Origin of the sequence: Streptomyces sp. NPDC057939 (assembly GCF_042887545.1) — a bacterium.
Classification (GTDB): domain Bacteria; phylum Actinomycetota; class Actinomycetes; order Streptomycetales; family Streptomycetaceae; genus Streptomyces.
The window spans coordinates 128,571-149,795 of the sequence record NZ_JBHVPG010000008.1; the positions used below are offsets into that span (position 1 = coordinate 128,571).

Sequence of the window (21,225 nt, forward strand, 5' to 3'; positions counted from 1 at the left end):
GCGTACGGGCGGGGGCGGGTCAGCCCGACATGTTGTCGGCCAGTTCCTCGCTGAGATCGAGGTTGGACTCCGTGCCCGGAATGCCGAGGTCCTGGGCGCGCTTGTCGGCCATCGCCAGCAGGCGGCGGATCCGGCCGGCGACGGCGTCCTTGGTCAGCGGCGGGTCGGCCAGGGCGCCCAACTCCTCCAGGGAGGCCTGCTTGTGCTCCATGCGCAGCCGGCCGGCCGCGGCGAGGTGCTCGGGGACCTCGTCGGCGAGGATCTCCAGGGCTCGCTGCACGCGGGCTCCGGCGGCCACCGCGGCCCGCGCCGAGCGGCGCAGGTTGGCGTCGTCGAAGTTGGCGAGGCGGTTGGCGGTCGCGCGGACCTCGCGCCGCATCCGCCGTTCCTCCCAGGCCAGCACCGACTCGTGGGCGCCGAGGCGGGTGAGGAGGGCGCCGATCGCGTCGCCGTCGCGGACCACGACCCGGTCCACGCCGCGCACCTCGCGGGCCTTGGCGGCGATGGACAGGCGGCGGGCGGCGCCGACCAGGGCCAGGGCGGCCTCCGGTCCGGGGCAGGTGACCTCCAGGGAGGAGGAGCGGCCCGGCTCGGTGAGGGAGCCGTGGGAGAGGAAGGCGCCGCGCCAGGCCGCCTCCGCGTCACAGGTGGCCCCGGAGACCACCTGTGGGGGCAGGCCCCGGATGGGGCGGCCACGGCCGTCCACGAGGCCCGTCTGGCGTGCCAGCTGGTCGCCTCCCGCCACGACCCGGACGACGAAGCGGCTGCCCCGGCGCAGACCGCCCGGGGCCATCACGACCAGGTCCGAGGAGTGGCCGAAGATCTCCAGGATGTCCTTGCGCAGCCGGCGCGCGGCGATCCCGGTGTCCAGTTCCGCCTCGATGACGATGCGGCCGCTCACCAGGTGCAGGCCGCCCGCGAACCGAAGGATCGCCGAGACCTCCGCCTTCCTGCAGCAGGTCCGGGTGACGGGCAGGCGAGAGATCTCATCCTTCACCGCGGGCGTCATCGCCATGGGCCGATCCTTCCATGCATCCGAAAAATACGGTCGTACGCGGCGGCCAGCAGCTCCGGGTCGTGTTTCGGAGAGCCGTCCTGTCTGGCCACCGGGGCCAGCTCGACCGCGGCACCGAACCGTTTTGCGGCATCGGCGAGGGACTCGCGGTCGGGCACGGCGGCCTCGTCGGCCAGCACCACGTCCAGGGCGAGTTTAGGGGCGTGTCGGGCCAAAACCTCCAAATGACGCTGCGGAGAGAAGCCTTCTGTTTCGCCGGGCTGCGGCGCGAGGTTCAGCGACAGCACCCGTCGCGCCTTCGTCTGCACCAGCGCGTCGAGCAGTTCGGGTACCAACAGGTGCGGGATGACGGACGAGAACCAGGACCCCGGGCCGAGCACCACCCAGTCGGCGTCGAGCACCGCGGCGACGGCCTCCGGCACGGCCGGCGGGTCACCCGGCACGACCTGCACGGAGAGCACCTCGCCCGGGGTGAGGGCCACCGTGGCCTGCCCCCGGACGGTGTCGACGTCCTCCGGGCGGGCCGGATCGTGCCCCTTGACGAGGGCCTGGAGTTCCAGCGGCACGGCCGACATCGGCAGGACGCGGCCCTGGGCGCCCAGCAGTTTCCCGACCAGGTCGAGGGCCTGCACGGGGTCCCCGAGCTGTTCCCACAGGGCGACGATCAGCAGGTTGCCGACCGCGTGTTCGTGCAGGTCGCCCCGTGACTGGAAGCGGTGCTGGATGACGCGGGCCCAGGTCTGGCCCCATTCGTCGTCCCCGCACAGCGCGGCCAGGGCCTTGCGCAGGTCGCCTGGCGGCAGGACGCCGAGCTCCTCCCGGAGCCGGCCGCTGGAGCCGCCGTCGTCGGCGACGGTGACCACCGCGGTGAGTTCACCGGTGATCCGGCGCAGCGCGGCGAGGGAGGCCGACAGCCCCATGCCGCCGCCCAGGGCGACGACCTTGGGGGCGACCACCTTGGGTGCCGCGCCGCGGCGGCCGGCGCGGCCCGTGCCCTCCTCCCCCGCGGGGGTGGAGCGGCGCAGGCGGCGCAGCCGCAGGGTCCGTCCGGTCACTCGCGCCCCATGTCCCGGTGGACTACGACGGTCTCGACTCCCTCGGAGGCGAGGCGGGCGGCGAGCTTCTCGGACATGGCCACGCTGCGGTGCTTGCCGCCCGTGCAGCCGACCGCGATGGTCACGTAGCGCTTGCCCTCGCGGCGGTAGCCGGTGGCGATGAGCTGGAGCAGTTCGGTGTAGCGGTCGAGGAACTCCTTGGCGCCGGGCTGGCTGAACACGTACCCCGACACCTCCTCGTTGAGCCCGGTGAAGGGGCGCAGCTCCGGAACCCAGTGCGGGTTGGGGATGAAGCGACAGTCGACGACGAGGTCGGCGTCGACGGGGAGGCCGTACTTGTAGCCGAAGGACATGACGGTGGCCCGCAGCTCGGGCTCCTCGTCGCCCGCGAACTGGGCGTCCATCTTCGCGCGCAGCTCGTGCACGTTCAGGCTGGAGGTGTCGATGACCAGGTCGGCGTCGCCGCGCAGCTCGCGCAGCAGGTCGCGCTCGGCGGCGATGCCGTCGGTGATGCGGCCGTCGCCCTGGAGGGGGTGCGGGCGGCGGACCGACTCGAAGCGGCGGACCAGGGCGTCGTCGGAGGACTCCAGGAAGACGATGCGCCGGTTGACGCCCTTGCTGTCGAGGTCGGAGAGGGACTCGCGCAGCGCGTCGAAGAACTGGCGGCCGCGGACGTCGACGACGACGGCGATCCGCGCCACGTTGCCCTGGGAACGGGCGCCGAGCTCCACCATGGTGGGGATCAGCGCGGGCGGCAGGTTGTCGACGACGAACCAGCCGAGGTCCTCCAGGCACTTGGCCGCCGTACTGCGGCCGGCTCCGGACATGCCGGAGATGATCACCAGTTCGGGGATGGCCGCCTCGGCGTTGTCGCCGGGCTCCACGGTCGTGCCCGTACTCACCTGTGCTCCGTCTCGGTCGTGCTCGGTCTGATCGGACTCGTGCTCGGTCATTGCTCGGTCCCCCGTTCGGACGATGCTCCCGCTGGTGCGGGGGTCTCGTCCTCCATGATCTCTCCTGTCGCCGTGTTGACGGCAGGACCGGCGGGTACCGCCCGTGCGAGGGCCGCGGCCACGGTCTCGGCCGTCTTGCGGCCTATGCCCGGGACCTCGCAGATCTGGTCGATTGTCGCCTGTCTCAGCTTCTTCACCGAACCGAAGTGCTTGATCAAGGCGTGCTTGCGGCTCTCCCCGAGGCCGGGGACCTCGTCGAGGGGCCCGGACTTCAGCCGCTTGGCCCGCTTGTTGCGCTGGTACTGGATGGCGAACCGGTGGGCTTCGTCACGGACCCGCTGGAGCAGGTAGAGGCCCTCGCTGGTGCGGGGCAGGACGACCGGGTCGTCCTCGCCGGGCAGCCACACCTCCTCCAGCCGCTTGGCCAGCCCGCACACGGCCACGTCGTCGACGCCGAGCTCCTCCAGGGCGCGCTTGGCGGCGGCGACCTGCGGCTGTCCGCCGTCGACCACGACGAGCTGCGGCGGGTAGGCGAAGCGGCGGGGCCTGCCGTCGTCCTCGACGGGGACCTCGCCGTCCCGCGCGTCCTCGGTGTCCGCGAGGTCCTCGGGCGACCACTCCCCCGTCTTCAGCTTCTCCTGGAGGTAGCGGCGGAATCGGCGGGAGACCACCTCGTGCATGGAGCGGACGTCGTCCTGCCCCTCGAAGGTCTTCATCTGGAAGCGGCGGTACTCGCTCTTGCGTGCGAGCCCGTCCTCGAAGACGACCATGGAGGCCACGACGTCGTCGCCCTGGAGGTGGGAGATGTCGAAGCACTCGATGCGCAGCGGGGCGCCGTCCAGGTCCAGGGCCTCGGCGATCTCCTCCAGGGCCCGGGAGCGGGTGGTGAGGTCGCTGGCACGTTTCGTCTTGTGCAGGGCGAGGGACTGCTGGGCGTTGCGGTGGACGGTCTCCATGAGGGCCTTCTTGTCCCCGCGCTGCGGGATGCGCAGGCTGACCTGCGAGCCGCGGCGCTCGGCCAGCCACTCGTTCAGCGCGGGCGTGTCCTCCGGCAGCGCCGGGACCAGCACCTCCTTGGGGACGGCCTCACCCTTCTCCTCCCCGTAGAGCTGCTGGAGGGCGTGCTCGACGAGGCCGGCGGTGTCCACCGCCTCGACCTTGTCGGTGACCCAGCCGCGCTGCCCGCGGACGCGGCCGCCGCGGACGTGGAAGATCTGCACGGCGGCTTCGAGCTCGTCCTCGGCGACGGCGATGAGGTCGGCGTCGGTGGCGTCGGCGAGGACCACGGCGTTCTTCTCCATGGCCCGGCGCAGCGCCCCCATGTCGTCGCGCAGTCGGGCGGCCTTCTCGTACTCCATCTCCTCGGCGGCCTCGTGCATCTGCGCTTCGAGGCGGGAGAGGTAGGTCCCGGTGCGGCCGGCCATGAAATCGCAGAAGTCCTCGGCGAGGTCGCGGTGTTCCTCGGGGGTGACCCGGCCGACGCAGGGCGCCGAGCACTTGCCGATGTAGCCGAGCAGGCAGGGGCGGCCGATCTGCGCGGACCGCTTGAACACCCCGGCGGAGCAGGTGCGGACGGGGAAGACGCGCAGCATCAGGTCGACGGTCTCGCGGATGGCCCAGGCGTGCCCGTACGGGCCGAAGTAGCGCACGCCCTTCTTCTTGGGGCCGCGCATGACCTGGACGCGGGGGTACTCCTCGTTCATGGTGACGGCGAGGGAGGGATAGCTCTTGTCGTCCCGGTACTTGACGTTGAACCGGGGGTCGAACTCCTTGATCCAGGAGTATTCGAGCTGGAGCGCCTCGACCTCGGTGGAGACCACGGTCCACTCGACGGAGGCGGCCGTCGTGACCATGGTGGCCGTGCGCGGGTGCAGGCCGGCGACGTCCTGGAAGTAGCTGGCGAGGCGTTGGCGCAGGCTCTTGGCCTTCCCGACGTAGATCACCCGGCGGTGCTCGTCGCGGAACTTGTAGACCCCCGGGGAGTCGGGGACCTGCCCGGGTTTGGGGCGGTAGCTGGAAGGGTCGGCCATGCCGCCCACCCTACTGGCGCGCGCCGACAACGGGCCGTACGCCGTCCGTACGAAGCCGGTGCGCGGGCGGGCGCCACCGGATGCGGTGGCCGCACCGCATCCGGTGGTGGCGGGACGTCGGCGGTGGGACCCGGCCGCTCGTGGCGGCCGGGTCCCACGGGGTGGGGGGAGGCAGGGGCCCGCGGGGTGGGGGGCCGGGCCCCGTGGGGAGGAGGGCTCCGCGGGGTGGGCGTCAGGCCCGCGGGGCGGACCGGCGGCGGCCCAGGAACAGCGCGCCCAGGGCGGCGGCCAGCAGACCGGCGCCCGCCCACCGGGCGAGCCCGCTCACCGACGTGTCGGGCGCGGTGGCGGCGGCCGGGGCGGCGGCGGACCCGACTGCGGGTTCCTCGAAGCCGCCGGCCTCCCCGTTCCTGGCGTAGGCGGAGCCGGGCAGCTTGTCCCCGTACGCCCGGGTCACCCGGGCCCGGTAGGCGTCCAGGCTGGTGCCGGCCTCTCCGACGGCCCGTACGGCGTCCTCGTCCAGCGGCAGCACCCTGCTGTCCCGGGCGACGTACCAGGCGTCGGTCTGGGGCTCGCGGAATACGGTGCCGCCGGGGAGTTTCGCGGCGCCGAGACCGGCGTAGCGGAACTCGTCGTCGCCGGTGGCGATGTTCACCACCTGCCAGCCGCGCTCCGTGCGCGCGGTCCACAGGGCGGCCTGTTGGCCGTCCGAGGACACCGCCCTGGTCGCGAGGAACTCCAGGCGGGCGACGCCCGCGCCGGCCCTGCCCGCGACGAAGTCCGGCGAGAGGTGGTGGACGGGTACGGTCTCGCCCTCGATCCGGGGCTGCGCCCCGGCGAGCGACACCTTGCCCTCGCGGGAGAAGAACCGGGAGAGGGTGGCCAGGACCGCGGGATCCGCGGCCGCCTCCCGGGCCTGGGCCCGGACCTCGGCCGTGGCGGCCGGGGGCTGGGGCACGGGGGCGGCGGCGGCCTGTCCGCCGAGGGCGAGCACGGCGGCGGTCGCGGCGAGGAGCGGGACGGCGGCGCGGAGCACGGGCCGGGGCCGTGGGTGGGGCCGCGGGCCGCGCCGGGTGCGGGGTACGGGGGTCATGGCGGTCACGCCCCGATCCGGTAGAGGGAGTGGGTCCAGGAGAAGGTGCCGTTGTTGACGTACCAGGCGTGGGAGGCCCAGTTGTAGCGGTCGCTGGAGGGCCAGGGGTCGCCCCAGTGGACCCAGCTGTTGGCGGTGTCGTAGCCGTAGAGCACGTGCATGTGGCCGCCGCCGTTGGACCACTGGATACGGGTCTCGACCGGACGGTCGGCATTGATCTCGGTCTGCACGGTGGAGTACTGGAGCCAGCCCGTCACGTAGCTGCCGGAGTTGATGCCGGCCCAGCGCAGGCCGGTCTGGACGTTGCCGAGGGTGGCCTGGTTGTTGGGGCACTCCGTGCCCTGTTGGCGGTTGAAGGCGGCGTTGCAGAACTGGTTCTGGCTGTAATTGCGGCCGAACCAGGTCGCGATGGTGTTGCCGCCCGCGGCCCAGCACCAGTTGGTCTTCTGCTGCGCCTGCATGGTGATGTTCAGGCGCTTGGAGGCGAGGGCGGCGCTCGCGGTGTCCGCGCCGGTGCCGGCCGCGGCGGCGGTGCCGGAGCCGATGGGCAGCAGGACGAGGAGCAGGGCGCAGACGAGGGTGGCGAGGGGTAACCGTCTGTGGCTGAAGCTGTGGCGCATCGCGTTCCTCCCGAGGTGGGGACCCGAGGTGGGAAGTGGGGGGGGGAGCGCGTCCGGACGCTGTTGAGGAGCATCAGGGTGTTGTCGCGGTCAGGTCAACACGCTTCAATACGCGGTGACGTCGCGGTGTGAACGGTGGGGCTGTGGTGTGAACGGTTGCTGTCGTTCCACCTGGTCTCCCCCGCGCCGCCCGCCGACCCCCACCTCGGCGGATGTGAACGTTCACAGAGGAGTCGCCATGCGCCCGACCGGCGACACGGCAGGCACGACGGGCACGGCAAGCACGGCAAGCACAACAAGCGCGACGGGCACGCCGGGCACGCCGGGGATCGACTCGCTGGGCCCGTTGCTCCGCGCCGGCCCCTTCCACCTCGCCCTGCGCGCCGCCCTGGCCGCGCGCGGGCTGCCCCTGCACCGGGTGCAGCACCGACTCGCCGCCCGTGGGATCAAGGTGGGCGTCACCAGCCTGAGTTACTGGCAACAGGGCGCCCGGCGGCCGCGCCACCCGGAGTCCCTGCGGGCCGTGTCCGCGCTGGAGCAGATCCTGGAGCTGCCGGAGGGTGCGCTGCTGCGGCTGCTGGCCGTCCCGGAGGGGACCTCGGAGCCGGGCCGCCCGGCGATCCGCTCGTACCGGTCCCTGGTGAGCGTGGGGGCGGCGGTGGAACAGCTGCTCGACGGCATGGAGCTGCCCGCCGACGGCGGCCTGCACTCGGTCGGCCACCACGAGCGGGTCCGCATCGGGGCGGACGGCGAACTGCGCCGCCGCGCCTCGCAGCAGATCGTCCGCGCCCACCGCGACGGCGTGGACCGCTACCTGGCCGTCCACCACGGCGATCCGGGCTGCGACGCCGCCCGGATGGAGGTCCGGGCGCACGAGAACTGCCGGACGGGGCGGATCCGCCGCCATCCGGAGGCGGGGGTCGTGGTCGCGGAGCTGCTGTTCGACGCCCGGCTGCGGCGCGGGGACACGTACGTCTTCGGCTACGGCATCGAGGACGGCACGGCGGCGCGGAGCACGGAGTACGTGCGCGGGTTCAGCTACGCGGGCGGCCAGTACATGCTCCAGGTCCACTTCGACGAGGCCGCCCTGCCGGTCCGCTGCCGGCGGTTCGCGCGGACCGGCCCGCTGGCCCCCCGCACGGGCCTGGTCGACCTGACGCCCAGCGGCCGCCACCGCTCCGTGCACCTGGTGGAGCAGGGGGTACGACGGGGGATCCTCGGGATCGCCTGGGACTGGGAGTGACCGGGCAGGGCGGGAAGGGCTGCCAGGTCCTAGCCGGCGATGATCTTGCCGTTCTCCGCCTTGACCGCGACGGCCGGCAGCGGCTCGGTGGCGGGGCCGCGCAGCACCTTGCCGGTGGCGAGGTCGAAGCGGCTGCCGTGGCAGGGGCAGTTGCCCTCCCCTTCGACGATCTTGTCGAGGACGCATCCGGCATGCGTGCACTGGGCGCTGAACGCCTTGTACTGGCCCTCCGCCGGGCAGCTGACGACGACCTTCCGCTCCCGGAACAGCTTCGCGCCGCCGACCGGGACGGCGGACACCGCGCCCAGCTCGACCGGCTCCTGCGGGACGGCGGGGCTGCCGTAGCCGCTGTTGGTCTCCGTGGAGCACGCCGACAGGGCCGCTCCGGCGCCGACGGCCCCCGCGAGCGCGGCGGCGCCCTTGAGGACGGTACGGCGGGCGGCGGACTGCGACGCGGACATGCGCTTCTCCTGGCACGAGGGGATCGGGCCCGCGGCGGCGGGACCGGTGGCGGTGGGACCGGTGGGTGGGGCCGCGGGGCTCACGACGAGGCGGGCCGGCGGGCCCACCCGACGATACCGGGGCCGGATGGGATACCTTCCCCCGCGTGATCGTCGTCGGTGGAGAAGCCCTGATCGACCTCGTGCCCGTCGCGCAGCCGCCGGGCGCCCTGCTGCCACGGCCGGGCGGCGGCCCGTACAACACGGCGCTGGCGCTGGGCCGGCTCGGGGCCGGCACCGCCTTCTGCTCCCGGGTGTCGTCGGACGGTTTCGGCGAGGACCTGCTCGCCGGGCTGCGGGCCGCGGGGGTGAACCTCTCGCTGGTGCAACGCGGGCCGGAGCCCACCACCCTGGCCGTTCCCTCACTGGCCCCGGACGGCTCGGCCGCGTACCGCTTCTACGTCGAGGGCACGGCCGACCGGTTCTTCGCCCTGCCGCCCGCGCTGCCGCCGCAGGCGCGGGCCCTCGCGCTCGGCACCTGTTCGCTCGTCCTGGAGCCCGGCGCGAGTGCCTACGAGGCCCTGTTGCGGCGGGAGTCGGGGCGCGGGCTGCTCACCCTGATGGATCCCAACATCCGCCCGGCGCTGATCACGGACCCGGCCGGGTACCGCGAGCGCTTCCTCGCCCGACTGCCGTACGTGTCCGTCCTGAAGCTCTCCGAGGAGGACGCGGCCTGGCTCGGCGGCCGACCCGCCGACTGGCTGGCCGCGGGACCGGCGGCCGTGGTGCTCACCCGGGGCGCGGCGGGGCTGACGGTGTGGACGGCCGGGGGCGCCGAACACAGCGCCTCGGCCCGCCCGGTCACCGTCGCGGACACCATCGGCGCGGGCGACACCGTGAACGCGGCGCTGCTGCACCGGCTCGTCGGGACGGATCCGGCGGGCGCCGACTGGCCCGACCTGCTGGCCTACGCCGCGCACGCGGCGGCCCTGACCTGCACCCGGGCCGGCGCCGAGCCGCCCTACGCGGCCGAGCTGGCCACCGGCCGTTAGGGCGACGGCGACCGGCCGATGACCCGGCCCGCCGGCGCTCGGCCGATGGCGGCCCACACCGTACGGGCGACGGCGGGGGCGAACTCGTCGACGGGCCGGACCGCGCCGGCCCCCGAGAAGTGCAGGAAGAAGGCCCGCTGGAAGCAGGCCCCGAGGAGCAGCGCGGCGGCCGCGTCGGGATCGGCGTCGGGGCGCAGCCGGCCCTCGGCGAGGTCCTCGCGCAGCCTGTGGGCAAGTGCCTCCAGGACCAGGTGCGGTCCCGCGCCGATCTCCTGGACGCCCTCGCGGTGGCGGGTGAGCAGGGCGGGCTCGGCGAAGAGGGAGGCGGCGATCGGCATGGCGTCCGCGTAGAAGAGCGAGGCGTTGCGGGCGATGACCGTCAGGGCCCGTTCGACGGTCCCCTCCCCCGGTTCGGCGTGGAGCGCCGCCATGAGGGGGCCCGCGTTGGGAGTGCGCTCCATCAGCACCCGCACGAAGAGTTCTTCCTTGTTGGCGTAGTGCTTGTAGAGCGCGGCCTCCGAGCAGCCCGCCTCACGGGCGATGGCCTTGGTGGTGGTGTTGGCCAGACCGATGGTGCGCATGAGGTGCTCGGCAGCGTCCAGCAGCCGCTCGGGGGTGGGGCGGCTTGACGTGGGGGTGGGCATTCGCTCACCCTAGTGGACGGAAGGGGTGAGTGAATGCTCACCCACCATGGTCCACGAGGCACTCCGGGGGTCCCCATGAAGCTCACGGTGTTCGGAGCCACGGGCGGCGTCGGCCGCGAGGTCGTCCGGCAGGCGCTCGCCGCCGGCCACGAGGTGACGGCCGTCGTCCGCGACCCGGCCCGGCTGGAGGTGCCCGCGCAGGACCGGCTCCGGGTGGCCGTGGTGGCCGACCTGACCGACGAGACGGCCCTGGAGCCCGTACTGATCGGCCGGGACGCCGTGGTGTCGGCGCTCGGCGCCGCGAGCAACAAGCAGGCGCGGCTCAACCCCGTCGCCGGGCCCGCGATGAGCGCCGTCGTGAACGTGATGGGGCGCACCGGGGTCGACCGGCTGTCGGCGGTCAGCGCCGCCCCGCTGGGACCGCGGTGCCCCGAGGACGGGGTGCTGCTGCGGGTGGTGCTGTATCCGGTCCTGCGCCGGGCCCTGCGCGACGTGTACGCGGACCTCGCGGTCATGGAGGCCGCCATCGGCGCGAGCGGCGTCCGGTGGACGGTGGTCCGGCCGCCGCGGCTCCTCGACCGACCCCGCACCGGCAGCTACCGGCGGGCCCTGGACGGCAACGTGCCGGGCGGGAAGGTCATCGCCCGCGGGGACGTCGCGGACGCACTGCTCAGCACCCTGACCGACCCCTCCACCGTCGGCCACGCCCTGGGCATCGCCGCCTGACCCCCGTCCGCCCCCGGGGCGCTTCGGCCGGCCGGCCCTGATCTACCGGGCGGCGCGCGCACGACACCGGACACCGGCGCTCCGGCGCTCCGGCGCTCCGGCGCTCCGGCGCTCCGGCGACACACGGGCGCACGGGCGCACAGGCTCACGGGCTCACGGGCTCACGGGCTCACGGGCAGCACACGACATGGGGCGGGGCCCCGGCCATGATGACCGGGGCCCCGCCCTGAACCGTGCCGCGCGGCCCCTCAGGCCTTGCGGGCGCGCGTCGCCTTCTTCGCCGGCGTGGCCTTCTTCTCGGCAGCCGCGACCTTGGTCGCCGCCGCCTTGGTCGACGCGACCTTGGCCGTCGCCGTCTTGGCCGTCGCCTTGGTCGCGGCGGCCTTCTTGGCCGGCGCCGCCTTCTTCGCGGCTGCCTTCCTCGCCTGGCGGGCCGGTGCGGCCGCCGGGGCCCCGGCGTCGGACACCCGGTCCGCGCCCAGGATGTCCCGCAGGAACTTGCCGGTGTGGCTCGCGCCCACCGACGCGACCTGCTCGGGGGTGCCCTCCGCGACGACGAGGCCGCCGCCGTAACCGCCTTCGGGGCCCATGTCCACGACCCAGTCCGCGGTCTTGATGACGTCCAGGTTGTGCTCGATGACGATCACCGAGTTCCCCTTGTCGACCAGGCCCGACAGCACCTTGATCAGCTTCGAGATGTCCTCGAAGTGCAGACCGGTCGTCGGCTCGTCGAGGACGTACACCGTCCGGCCCGTCGAGCGCTTCTGCAGTTCGGACGCCAGCTTGACGCGCTGCGCCTCACCGCCCGAGAGCGTCGGCGCGGACTGGCCGAGCCGGACGTAGCCGAGGCCGACCTCGTTGAGCGTCTTCAGGTGGCGCGCGATGGTCGGCACCGCCTCGAAGAAGCCGAGGGCCTCCTCGATCGGCATGTTCAGGACCTCGGCGATGGACTTGCCCTTGTAGTGGACCTCCAACGTCTCCCGGTTGTACCGGTCGCCGTGGCACACCTCGCACGGGACGTAGACGTCCGGCAGGAAGTTCATCTCGATCTTGATCGTGCCGTCGCCGGAGCAGTTCTCGCACCGACCGCCCTTGACGTTGAAGGAGAAGCGGCCCGGCAGGTAGCCGCGGACCTTCGCCTCCATCGTCTCCGCGAAGAGCTTGCGCACGTGGTCGAAGACACCCGTGTACGTGGCCGGGTTGGACCTCGGGGTCCGGCCGATCGGCGACTGGTCGACGTGGACGACCTTGTCGACCAGGTCGTCGCCCTCGACCCGGGTGTGGCGGCCCGGCACGGACCGGGCACCGTTCAACTCGCGGGCGAGGTGCGTGTACAGGATGTCGTTGACCAGGGTCGACTTGCCGGATCCGGAGACTCCGGTGACCGCGGTGAGCACGCCCAGCGGGAAGGACACGTCGATGTCCCGCAGGTTGTTCTCCTTGGCCCCGTGCACGGTCAGCCGGCGGCCCGGGTCCACGGGGCGCCGGATGTCGGGCAGCGGGATGGAACGCTTGCCCGACAGGTACTGCCCGGTCATCGACTCGGGGTTCTTCAGCAGGTCCTTCAGGGAACCGCTGTGCACCACCTTGCCGCCGTGCTCGCCGGCGCCCGGGCCGATGTCCACGACCCAGTCGGCCACCTTGATGGTGTCCTCGTCGTGCTCGACGACGATCAGGGTGTTGCCCATGTCCCGCAGTCGCACCAGGGTCTCGATCAACCGGTGGTTGTCCCGCTGGTGCAGGCCGATGGACGGCTCGTCCAGCACGTACAGCACGCCGACCAGGCCGGAGCCGATCTGCGTGGCCAGCCGGATGCGCTGGGCCTCGCCGCCCGACAGGGTGCCGGCGGCGCGGTTCAGCGAGAGGTAGTCCAGGCCGACGTCGACGAGGAAGCGCAGCCGCTCGTTGACCTCCTTGAGGACCCGTTCGGCGATCTTCTTGTCGCGGGCGTCGAGCCGCATCTGCCCCAGGAAGTCCGCGCACTCGCTGATCGACATCGCGGCGACCTCGGCGATGGACTTCTCCATCACCGTCACCGCGAGGACGATCGGCTTGAGGCGGGTGCCCTCACAGGTCGGGCAGGGCACCTCGCGCATGTAGCCCTCGAAGCGCTCACGACTGGCGTCGCTCTCGGACTCCGCGTGCCGACGCTTGACGAAGGGCACCGCGCCCTCGAAGGCGGTCGTGTACGCGCGCTCCCGCCCGTACCGGTTGCGGTAGCGCACCTCGATCTGCGTCTTGTGGCCGTACAGCAGGGCCTTCTTCGCGCGCAGCGGCAGCCCGGCCCAGGCGATGTCCGTCCGGAAGCCGAGCTCCCCGGCGAGCGCGCCGATCAGCCGCTGGAAGTAGTCCTTGGTGTGCCCGAGGGACCACGGGGAGACCGCGCCCTCGTCGAGCGACTTGTCCTCGTCCGGAACGATCAGCTCCGGGTCCACCTCCATGCGGGTGCCGATGCCCGTGCACTCGGGGCAGGCGCCGAAGGGGGAGTTGAAGGAGAAGGAGCGCGGTTCCAGCTCCTCGAAGGAGAGGTCGTCGTAGGGGCAGTAGAGGTGCTCGGAGTACATCCGCTCACGCTCGGGGTCGTCCTCGGCGAGGTCGACGAAGTCCAGGATCACCATGCCGCCGGAGAGGCCGAGGGCGGTCTCGACGGAGTCCGTGAGCCGGCGCTTGGCGCTGTCCTTGACGGTGAGGCGGTCGATGACCACCTCGATGGTGTGCTTCTCCTGCTTCTTCAGCACGGGCGGCTCGGAGAGCTGGATGGTCTCCCCGTCCACCCGCGCCCGGCTGTAGCCCTTGGTCTGGAGATCGGCGAAGAGGTCGACGAACTCGCCCTTGCGCTCGCGGACCAGCGGGGACAGCACCTGGAAGCGGCTGCCCTCGGGCAGCGCGAGCACCTTGTCGACGATCGCCTGCGGCGACTGCCGCGAGATCGGCCGGCGGCACTCGGGGCAGTGGGGCTTGCCGATGCGGGCGAAGAGCAGGCGGAGGTAGTCGTAGACCTCGGTGATCGTGCCGACCGTGGAGCGGGGGTTGCGCGAGGTCGACTTCTGGTCGATCGAGACGGCCGGGGAGAGGCCCTCGATGAAGTCGACGTCGGGCTTGTCCATCTGCCCGAGGAACTGACGGGCGTACGAGGACAGCGACTCGACGTAGCGGCGCTGCCCCTCGGCGAAGATCGTGTCGAAGGCGAGGGAGGACTTCCCCGAACCGGAGAGTCCGGTGAAGACGATGAGCGAGTCACGGGGGAGGTCGAGCGAGACGTTCTTGAGGTTGTGCTCGCGAGCGCCACGAACGATGAGACGGTCGGTCACGCCGGTCCGCACCTTTCTTGAGAGAGCGGGGGCACGGCCCCCGTCCCAGGGTATGGGGGACGCCGCTGCGATGGACTTGGTCCTTGGACTTCCGAGCGTATAGCACGCACATTCGATTTACGGCACTCGGAAGACCGCTTCACCCGATCGTGTGGCGCGGGATCCGGGCCCACTAGGCTCGGTTCCATGACTGATCATGTGCACGACCTGCGATCTGTACGTGAGGCCACGGACCGACTGCTGACCGCGGTCGCGAAACTGGACAACGCCGCCCTCGCCGAGGAGTCACACCTCCCGGGCTGGACCCGTGGCCACATCCTGGCCCACCTCGCGCGCAACGCGGACGCCCTCGTCAACGTCCTGGAGGGGCGCCCGATGTACGAGAGCGCCTCCGCGCGCGACGCGGACATCGCACGCGACTCCGGCCGGCCCCTGGAAGAACACCTGACGGACCTCCGTGATTCCGGGTCCGCCTTCCTCGCCACCTCGGAGCCCGACCAGGACTGGTCCCGCACGGTCGAGCTGCGCAACGGCGTCACCGACCTCGCCGCCAACGTGCCCTTCCGCCGCCTCGTGGAGGTCGAGCTCCACCACGTCGACCTGAACATCGGCCACGAGCTCGGCGACCTCCCCGCGGAGTTCACCGACCGCGAGATCGCCTTCCTCGCCGACCGCTGGTCGGGCCGCCCGGACGTCCCGCCGGTCACCCTGCGGCTTGGCACGGGGGACGACGCCCCCACCTGGCGCACCGGTGGCACCGAGGGCGCGCCCGTCGTCCTCACCGGCACCGGCGACGCCCTGCTCGGCTGGCTCGCGGGCCGCGGGGACCGCGGCGCGCGCCTGACCGTGCTCGAAGGCGGCCGGCTCCCCGAGCTCCCGCCCCTGTAGGCCCACACCCTTAGGATCGAGGACATGACGTACAGCGGAGCGGTCAAGGTCGGCGGTCCGGCCGACGTGCACGAACTCGCGGACCTGATGATTTCCAAGGTCGCGGTGGGCCCCATGAACAACAACGCCTACCTGCTGCGCTGCCGGGCCACCGGCGAGCAGCTGCTGATCGACGCGGCCGCCGAGGCGGACACGCTGCTCGGCCTGATCGGCGACGACGGCATCGCGTCCGTCGTCACCACCCACCAGCACGGCGACCACTGGGGCGCCCTCGCCGCGGTGGTCGACACCACCGGCGCCCGCACCCACGCGGGCGCCCTCGACGCCGAGGGCATCCCCGTCGGCACCGACGTCCTGGTGCAGGACGGGGACACGATCAAGGTCGGTCGGGTCGAGCTGACCGCGCGCCACCTGGTCGGGCACACCCCCGGCTCGATCGCGCTGGTCTACGACGACCCGCACGGCCACCCGCACGTGTTCACCGGCGACTGCCTCTTCCCGGGCGGCGTCGGAAACACGCACGGTGACCCCCAGGCCTTCACCCAGCTCCTCGACGACGTCCAGCACAAGCTCTTCGAGCGGCTGCCGGACGAGGCGTGGGTCTACCCGGGCCACGGCAACGACACCACCATCGGCGCCGAGCGGCCGCACCTGGCCGAGTGGCGCGAGCGCGGCTGGTGAACCCGGTCCGCCGGCGCCCGACCGCACCGGCCGGGCGCCGGCGCCGGTACCGGCAGGCGTCAACCTCGTGAGGCGATGCACACCTTCCGGTCGATGATTCCCGAACGCATGTCCTGGGGGTGCGGGCCGGGGTAGTTGCTGCACCATGCGACAGCACCCCTCCCCGCTCCCCTCCCGTCCCGGTGCCGACACCGGTACCGGGACGGGTACCCCTCCCTCGATGCTCCGGCTCGCCTCGGCCGCCCTGGCCGGCACCGCCATCGAGTTCTACGACTTCTTCGTCTACGGGACGGCCGCCGCCCTCGTCCTCGGCCCGCTCTTCTTCCCGTCGTTCTCGCCGCTCGCCGGAACCCTCGCGGCCTTCGCCACCTTCGGCGTCGGCTTCCTGGCCCGCCCCCTGGGATCGGCCGTCTTCGGCCACATCGGCGACCGCTACGGGCGCCGCCCGGTCCTGCTCGGTTCGTTGCTGCTCACGGGCCTCGCCACGGTGGCCGTCGGCTGCGTGCCCTCGTTCGCCTCGATCGGCGTCGCCGCACCCCTGCTGCTGGTCCTGCTGCGGTTCCTGCAGGGCTTCGGGCTCGGCGGCGAGTGGGGCGGGGCGGTCCTGCTGACCGCCGAGCACGCCCCGGAGGGGCGGCGCGGGCTGTGGTCGAGCTTCCCGCAGATCGGCCCGGCCGTCGGCTTCCTCACGGCAAACGGGCTGATGCTGGCGCTGTCCGGTTCGCTCACCGACGCGCAGTTCGCCGCCTGGGGGTGGCGGGTGCCCTTCTGGGCCGCCGGACTGCTCGCGCTGGCGGGACTGTGGCTGCGGCGCTCGGTCGAGGAGACCCCGGAGTTCCGCGCGCTCGCCGAGACCGGCAGGCGGGCCGAGGCACCCCTGTCCGAGGTCGTGCGCCACCACTGGCGGCTGCTCCTGCTGACCGGCGGGGCGCTGGCGGTCGCGTACGCCGTCTTCTACGCGGTGACCACCTGGGCGCTGGCCTACGCGACGACGGCCCTGCGCGTGGACCGCACCGTGATGCTGGCCTGCGTGATGGTCGCGGTCCTCGTGATGGGCGCGGCCACCCCGGTGATGGCGGTGCTCGGCGACCGCTGGGGGCGCCGGCCGCTGTGCCTGGCCGGCTGCGTCGCGAGCCTGCTGTGGATGGCGCCCTTCGTGGGCCTGCTGCGGACGGCGGACCCGGTGTTGATGACGCTGGGCTGCACGGTCTCGCTGCTGGGGATGGTGGCGATGTTCGCGGTGGTCGGCGCGTACCTGCCCGAGCTGTACGCGCCGCGGATCCGCTGCACGGGGGCCGCCGTCGGCTACAACCTGGGCGGGGTGCTGGGCGGGGCGCTGACGCCCGTCGTGGCGACCGCGCTGGCGGACGGCTCCGGCCCGCCGTGGGGCGTCGCCGCGTACCTGACCGCCGTCGCGCTGGTCAGCCTGGGCTGCTTCGCGCTGCTGCCGGAGACGAACCCGGCGGTGACGGGCCCGCGCGACGGTCTCGGCGGGCCGGCGCTCACGGAAGCGGGGGCGGCCGAAGCGGCCGCCCCCGCGTAGCCCCGTGGGGCAGGGACCTAGGCGTCGATGCTCTTGGTCTCCGGGTCGGCGGCGGCCTCGGCCGCCGCCTGCTTCTTCGAGGCGATCAGGCTGGTGATCGTGGTGATCACCAGGACGCCGCAGATGACGCCCAGCGAGACCGGGATGGAGATCTGCGGGACGTGCACCCCGGACTCGTGCAGGGCGTGCAGCACCAGCTTGACGCCGATGAAGCCCAGGATGATCGACAGGCCGTAGCTGAGGTGGACCAGCTTCTTGAGCAGGCCGCCGATGAGGAAGTACAGCTGGCGCAGACCCATCAGGGCGAAGGCGTTGGCGGTGAAGACGATGTACGGGTCCTGGGTGAGGCCGAAGATCGCGGGGATCGAGTCCAGCGCGAACAGCACGTCGGTGGTGCCGATGGCGAGCATGACGACCATCAGCGGGGTCAGGACGCGCTTGCCGTTGCTCTGGATGAAGAGCTTCGTGCCGTGGTAGCGGTCGGCGACGCCGAACTTCTTCTCGACCGACTTGAGGAGGCGGTTCTCCTCGAACTCCTCGTCGTCCTCGTCCTTGCGGGCTTCCTGGATCAGCTTCCACGCGGTGTAGATCAGGAACGCGCCGAAGATGTAGAAGACCCAGGAGAAGCTGGCGATGATCGCGGCACCGGCCGCGATGAAGATCGCGCGCAGCACCAGGGCGATCAGCACACCGATGAGCAGCACCCGCTGCTGGAGGTGGGAGGGGACCGCGAACTTCGCCATGATCAGGACGAAGACGAACAGGTTGTCGACGCTCAGGGACTTCTCGGTGATGAAGCCGGCGAAGAACTCCTGCGAGGCCTGGCCGTTGCCGAAGAACCACAGGCCGAGGCCGAAGAGCACGGCGAGGACGATCCAGACGATCGTCCAGATGCCCGCTTCCTTGATCGAAACGTCGTGCGGTTTGCGGCCGATGAAGAAATCGGCGCCGATGAGCAGGGACAGACCAAGAATGGTCATGGCCCAAAGGGCCCAGGAAACTTCCACTGTGAACACGCCTCCGGCGGATGGCTCAGCACTTCGTCAGCGTCATCGCTGCCGGAGGTCTCTTCCACCCGTACGACCTGGAGGCCGCGGGCCGACGCCCCGGGCCCGACTGCGCTGGTGATCCGCAGTGGTCCGTATTGACGGGCACGCCGTAGCAGGAAAGCAGGAATACTCCCCTCCGCACGCACCAGAGTACCCGCCCGCCCCGGAAAAGGTAAAGGGAGTACCAAGCGCTGGTCAGTGGTTGGTCATCCGCCGTTCCGTCGCGTCCGCGCCAATCTCTCCAGCGCCTGCTCCAGGACCCGGCTGCCCGCGGGCGGGAAATCGGGTGCGAAGGTCCAGGCGTGTTGGACCCAGGGGTCGGCCAGGTGGTTGTCCGGCACGGGGGACAGCCGCATCAGCGACCGCCACAGCGGATCCAGCAGCGGACCGTACGCCGAGGCTTCGTCGCGGTCGGCCACCATCAGGAGGTGCACTCCGACGGCGGGGCCCTCGTCGGCCAGGTAGCGCAACTGGGTGACGGCGCGGTCGTCGAAGCCGTGGGGGAAGTCGTGGACGACGAGCAGTTGCTCCGCCCGGTCGACGTCCGCGGGCAGTTCCTCCGGCGCCCCGGCGCGCAGGGCCATCTGTACGAGGTCCACCCGCCGGGTCAGCTGCGCCAGCGTCCGGGTGACCCCGGCCGCTCCGGCCGCCGGCGGCGAGGCCAGGACCCCGGCGTTCACCAGCGGGGCCAGCGAGGCCGCGCCCGCCCCGGCGGCGTCGATCACGTGGACGGACAGCCGACCGGCGGGTTGGACCGCGAGCAGCCGCACCATGTGGGCGACGGCCATGTCCATGGCCGCGCGCCGCAGCCGGTCGGTGTCCATCGCCATGGCGGCCTCGGAGCCGGTGCGGCCGTTGTCGATCCACAGCCCGCGCTCCAGCGGGAACCGCATCAGCATGGGGATCCGCAGGTCGGGCCGCTCGGGCAGGCTCAGGTCGCCGAGGCGCAGGGCGAGGGGCCCCTCCTCGGGGACGAGCCGGCCGTGCCAGACCGGGTTGTCCCAGCGGGCGTACGCGGCCGGCAGCGCGGGTTCGACCACCTCCACCTCCGCGGCCAGCTGGACGAGGTCACGGTCGAGGACGGCACGGGCCCGGGCGACCAGCTCGTCGTGGCGGGCCCGCGCGGTGTCCCGCGCGGCGTTGCCGGAGCCGCCGAGGCGGTGACGGGGGTCGGACAGGGCGTCGTCCAGCTCCCGGTCCAGCCGCGAGTCGGCGAACTCGACGGCGCCGCGGTAGGCGGCGACGGCACGGGCCAGGTCCTCGAACATCCCCCAGACCTGGTTGTAGAGCCGCTCCTCCATGGACCAGCCGGCGGCGTCCCCGGCGACGGGGCGCGGCGGCTGTCCGGGCTCCGCGGCCGGCGCCGGGCGGGGGCCGGGTTCGGGCGGCTCCGTGCTGGTGCGGCGGCGACGCGGGTGTGCGTAGTCGATGGTGGGCGGCCCTCCGTCGCCGGGGCCGGGCGTCGTGGGGCCGGGCGGGCCCGGGTACGGGAGCGGCGGGACGGGAACGGTGTCCGGCGCTCCGGCGGTGGGCGTGACGGGCGCCGGGACGGCGTCCTGCGGACCGGTGTCCTGGAGGGAGGTGTCCCGGGAAAGGGTGTCGGCGGGTGCGCCGAGGTCCCGGACCTGGGTGGGCATGGTCGCGAGGGTGCGGTCGGCGCCGTCGAGCGGTGCGGTGGCCCCCAGGACGGCCGCGGCCAGCGCGGTCGCCTCCGACTCGGGGAGTCCGCCGTCGGCGAGCAGGGCGGCCAGGCCCGTGGCGTACCCCTGGCCGACGGCCCGGACCTTCCAGGCGCCCTGGCGCCGGTACAGCTCCAGGGCGACCACGGCCGTCTCGGCGTCGAGCCCGGTCAGGGTGAAGCAGGCCAGCTCGGCCCCGCCCTCGGCGGCGACCGCCACGTAGGGGGCGGGGACCGCGCCGAAGCGGACCGCGCCGCCCGGCGGGAGGGCGAGGAGTACCGCGACCCGGTGGACGTCGGCCTCGACCGCGTCCAGGTCGACGGTGAAGGCGTGCCGGTCGGCGGCCGCCCCGAGCACCCCGAGTCCGGGGCGGGCCGGGGCGGCCGGGTGCGCCAGCGCCGCCGGGCCGGGGATCCTGCCCTGCTCGTCCGCGAGCGAGGCGAGGGCCAGGACGGGCGCGCCCGCCGAGACCCTGACCTCCACCCGACTCAGGGACACGGGGTGGTTCTGCCCCCGGACCAGTTCGGCCGTCATCGTGCAGCCCCTCCCCCGTGCCTTCTTCGTACTCGCGTTGCTTGCTCGCGTTGCTTACAGGTGCGGCAGGATCGCCGGCATCAGGTCCTGGAAGGTCCGGCCGTTGGCCGGGTTGCCGAGGGCCGTCATCTGCCAGCCGGTGCCCGCCCGGGACACCTTCGCCATGATCTGCGCGGTGTACTGGCCGCCGCCGTCGAGGGTGTAACGGGCCAGTTCCTGGCCGTTGGTCTCGTCGACGATGCGGCAGAACGCGTTCTGCACTTCCTGGAAGGTCTGGCCGGTGAACGAGTTCACCGTGAAGACGATCTGGTCGATGTGCACCGGCACGCGCTGGAGGTCGACGAGGATCGCCTCGTCGTCCCCACCCTGACCGACGCCGCCGACGAGGTTGTCGCCGGTGTGCCGGACCGAGCCGTCGTCGCTCTGCAGGTGGCGGAAGAACACCACGTCCACGGGCTGCTTGTCGGCGAAGAGCACCGCCGACGCGTCCAGGTCGATCTCCCGGGTCCGCGAACCGAACAGTCCGCGGCGCTTGGCCGCCTGCCAGCCGAGGCCCATGCGGACCGCCGTCAGCGTCCCGCCGTCCGCCTTCTGCAGACTGATGGCCTGACCCTTGGTCATGTTGACCGTCACGCGCTGTCCCCTCTCCGTAGCCCGCCCCGATAACGG

At 72.8% G+C, this 21,225-nt stretch carries 19 protein-coding genes; 7 read left to right on the forward strand and 12 right to left on the reverse strand.

The window, feature by feature from the left end:
• Positions 1 to 19: 19 nt before the first annotated feature.
• From whiA to ACFVS6_RS12435, 6 genes are all read right to left on the reverse strand, one after another.
• Positions 20 to 1,015 carry a DNA-binding protein WhiA gene (gene whiA / locus ACFVS6_RS12410; RefSeq protein WP_281209414.1) on the reverse strand — a complete coding sequence of 332 codons (996 nt, stop codon included), beginning with the start codon at positions 1,013 to 1,015 and terminating at the stop codon, positions 20 to 22.
• On the reverse strand, positions 1,006 to 2,070 hold the full coding sequence (gene yvcK / locus ACFVS6_RS12415; RefSeq protein WP_389703114.1) for a uridine diphosphate-N-acetylglucosamine-binding protein YvcK: 1,065 nt from the start codon (positions 2,068 to 2,070) through the stop codon (positions 1,006 to 1,008). Before yvcK ends, whiA begins: the two co-directional genes overlap by 10 nt.
• Positions 2,067 to 3,023 (reverse strand): RNase adapter RapZ, encoded by a 957-nt coding sequence (rapZ, locus tag ACFVS6_RS12420; protein ID WP_389703116.1) that lies wholly within the window; start codon positions 3,021 to 3,023, stop codon positions 2,067 to 2,069. The genes yvcK and rapZ overlap by 4 nt, the downstream gene beginning before the upstream one ends.
• Entirely contained in the window at positions 3,020 to 5,053 is a 2,034-nt protein-coding gene (gene uvrC / locus ACFVS6_RS12425; RefSeq protein ID WP_389703117.1) for an excinuclease ABC subunit UvrC, read from the reverse strand. Before uvrC ends, rapZ begins: the two co-directional genes overlap by 4 nt.
• A gap of 232 nt (positions 5,054 to 5,285) precedes the next feature.
• Positions 5,286 to 6,146: a hypothetical protein gene (locus tag ACFVS6_RS12430; RefSeq protein ID WP_389703254.1), complete on the reverse strand. Its 861-nt coding sequence runs from the start codon at positions 6,144 to 6,146 to the stop codon at positions 5,286 to 5,288.
• A 5-nt stretch (positions 6,147 to 6,151) separates the two neighbouring features.
• Entirely contained in the window at positions 6,152 to 6,766 is a 615-nt protein-coding gene (locus tag ACFVS6_RS12435) for a papain-like cysteine protease family protein (protein ID WP_389703119.1), read from the reverse strand.
• 238 nt (positions 6,767 to 7,004) lie between these two features.
• On the opposite strand from ACFVS6_RS12435, the gene ACFVS6_RS12440 reads away from it, so the two are divergent.
• A complete protein-coding gene (locus ACFVS6_RS12440) occupies positions 7,005 to 8,009 on the forward strand; it encodes a hypothetical protein (RefSeq protein ID WP_389703121.1) in 1,005 nt (334 codons plus the stop codon).
• 29 nt (positions 8,010 to 8,038) lie between these two features.
• Here the strand turns inward: ACFVS6_RS12440 and ACFVS6_RS12445 are convergent, their stop codons facing one another.
• A complete protein-coding gene (locus ACFVS6_RS12445; RefSeq protein WP_389703123.1) occupies positions 8,039 to 8,470 on the reverse strand; it encodes a Rieske (2Fe-2S) protein in 432 nt (143 codons plus the stop codon).
• A 146-nt stretch (positions 8,471 to 8,616) separates the two neighbouring features.
• Between ACFVS6_RS12445 and ACFVS6_RS12450 the strand changes: the two genes are divergently transcribed.
• Entirely contained in the window at positions 8,617 to 9,501 is an 885-nt protein-coding gene (locus ACFVS6_RS12450) for a carbohydrate kinase (protein ID WP_389703125.1), read from the forward strand.
• On the opposite strand, the gene ACFVS6_RS12455 is transcribed toward ACFVS6_RS12450, so the two are convergent.
• Positions 9,498 to 10,145, reverse strand: coding sequence for a TetR/AcrR family transcriptional regulator (locus ACFVS6_RS12455; RefSeq protein WP_389703127.1), 648 nt, complete (start codon positions 10,143 to 10,145; stop codon positions 9,498 to 9,500). The genes ACFVS6_RS12450 and ACFVS6_RS12455 overlap by 4 nt on opposite strands.
• A gap of 75 nt (positions 10,146 to 10,220) precedes the next feature.
• Between ACFVS6_RS12455 and ACFVS6_RS12460 the strand changes: the two genes are divergently transcribed.
• The gene (locus ACFVS6_RS12460; RefSeq protein ID WP_389703129.1) at positions 10,221 to 10,871 is read left to right on the forward strand and encodes an NAD(P)-dependent oxidoreductase; all 651 of its coding nucleotides are present in this window, start codon (positions 10,221 to 10,223) and stop codon (positions 10,869 to 10,871) included.
• A gap of 248 nt (positions 10,872 to 11,119) precedes the next feature.
• On the opposite strand, the gene uvrA is transcribed toward ACFVS6_RS12460, so the two are convergent.
• Positions 11,120 to 14,182: an excinuclease ABC subunit UvrA gene (gene uvrA / locus ACFVS6_RS12465; protein ID WP_389703131.1), complete on the reverse strand. Its 3,063-nt coding sequence runs from the start codon at positions 14,180 to 14,182 to the stop codon at positions 11,120 to 11,122.
• A gap of 186 nt (positions 14,183 to 14,368) precedes the next feature.
• Between uvrA and ACFVS6_RS12470 the strand changes: the two genes are divergently transcribed.
• The 3 genes from ACFVS6_RS12470 to ACFVS6_RS12480 all read left to right on the forward strand — a co-directional run bounded on the left by ACFVS6_RS12470 (position 14,369) and on the right by ACFVS6_RS12480 (position 17,294).
• Positions 14,369 to 15,070, forward strand: a complete 702-nt coding sequence (locus tag ACFVS6_RS12470; protein ID WP_389703133.1) for a maleylpyruvate isomerase family mycothiol-dependent enzyme — start codon at positions 14,369 to 14,371, stop codon at positions 15,068 to 15,070.
• Between the two features lie 24 nt (positions 15,071 to 15,094).
• Entirely contained in the window at positions 15,095 to 15,751 is a 657-nt protein-coding gene (locus tag ACFVS6_RS12475) for an MBL fold metallo-hydrolase (protein WP_389703135.1), read from the forward strand.
• Between the two features lie 220 nt (positions 15,752 to 15,971).
• The gene (locus ACFVS6_RS12480) at positions 15,972 to 17,294 is read left to right on the forward strand and encodes an MFS transporter (protein ID WP_389703256.1); all 1,323 of its coding nucleotides are present in this window, start codon (positions 15,972 to 15,974) and stop codon (positions 17,292 to 17,294) included.
• 17 nt (positions 17,295 to 17,311) lie between these two features.
• Here ACFVS6_RS12480 and ACFVS6_RS12485 read toward each other — a convergent pair whose 3' ends face one another.
• Positions 17,312 to 18,301: a TerC family protein gene (locus ACFVS6_RS12485; protein ID WP_389703136.1), complete on the reverse strand. Its 990-nt coding sequence runs from the start codon at positions 18,299 to 18,301 to the stop codon at positions 17,312 to 17,314.
• Positions 18,302 to 18,321: 20 nt separating this feature from the next.
• On the opposite strand from ACFVS6_RS12485, the gene ACFVS6_RS12490 reads away from it, so the two are divergent.
• Positions 18,322 to 18,456: a hypothetical protein gene (locus ACFVS6_RS12490; RefSeq protein WP_389703138.1), complete on the forward strand. Its 135-nt coding sequence runs from the start codon at positions 18,322 to 18,324 to the stop codon at positions 18,454 to 18,456.
• 93 nt (positions 18,457 to 18,549) lie between these two features.
• Here the strand turns inward: ACFVS6_RS12490 and ACFVS6_RS12495 are convergent, their stop codons facing one another.
• Both ACFVS6_RS12495 and ACFVS6_RS12500 read right to left on the reverse strand, forming a co-directional pair.
• On the reverse strand, positions 18,550 to 20,556 hold the full coding sequence (locus ACFVS6_RS12495; RefSeq protein ID WP_389703139.1) for a TerD family protein: 2,007 nt from the start codon (positions 20,554 to 20,556) through the stop codon (positions 18,550 to 18,552).
• 54 nt (positions 20,557 to 20,610) lie between these two features.
• Positions 20,611 to 21,189, reverse strand: coding sequence for a TerD family protein (locus ACFVS6_RS12500; RefSeq protein WP_281208937.1), 579 nt, complete (start codon positions 21,187 to 21,189; stop codon positions 20,611 to 20,613).
• Positions 21,190 to 21,225: the final 36 nt, after the last annotated feature.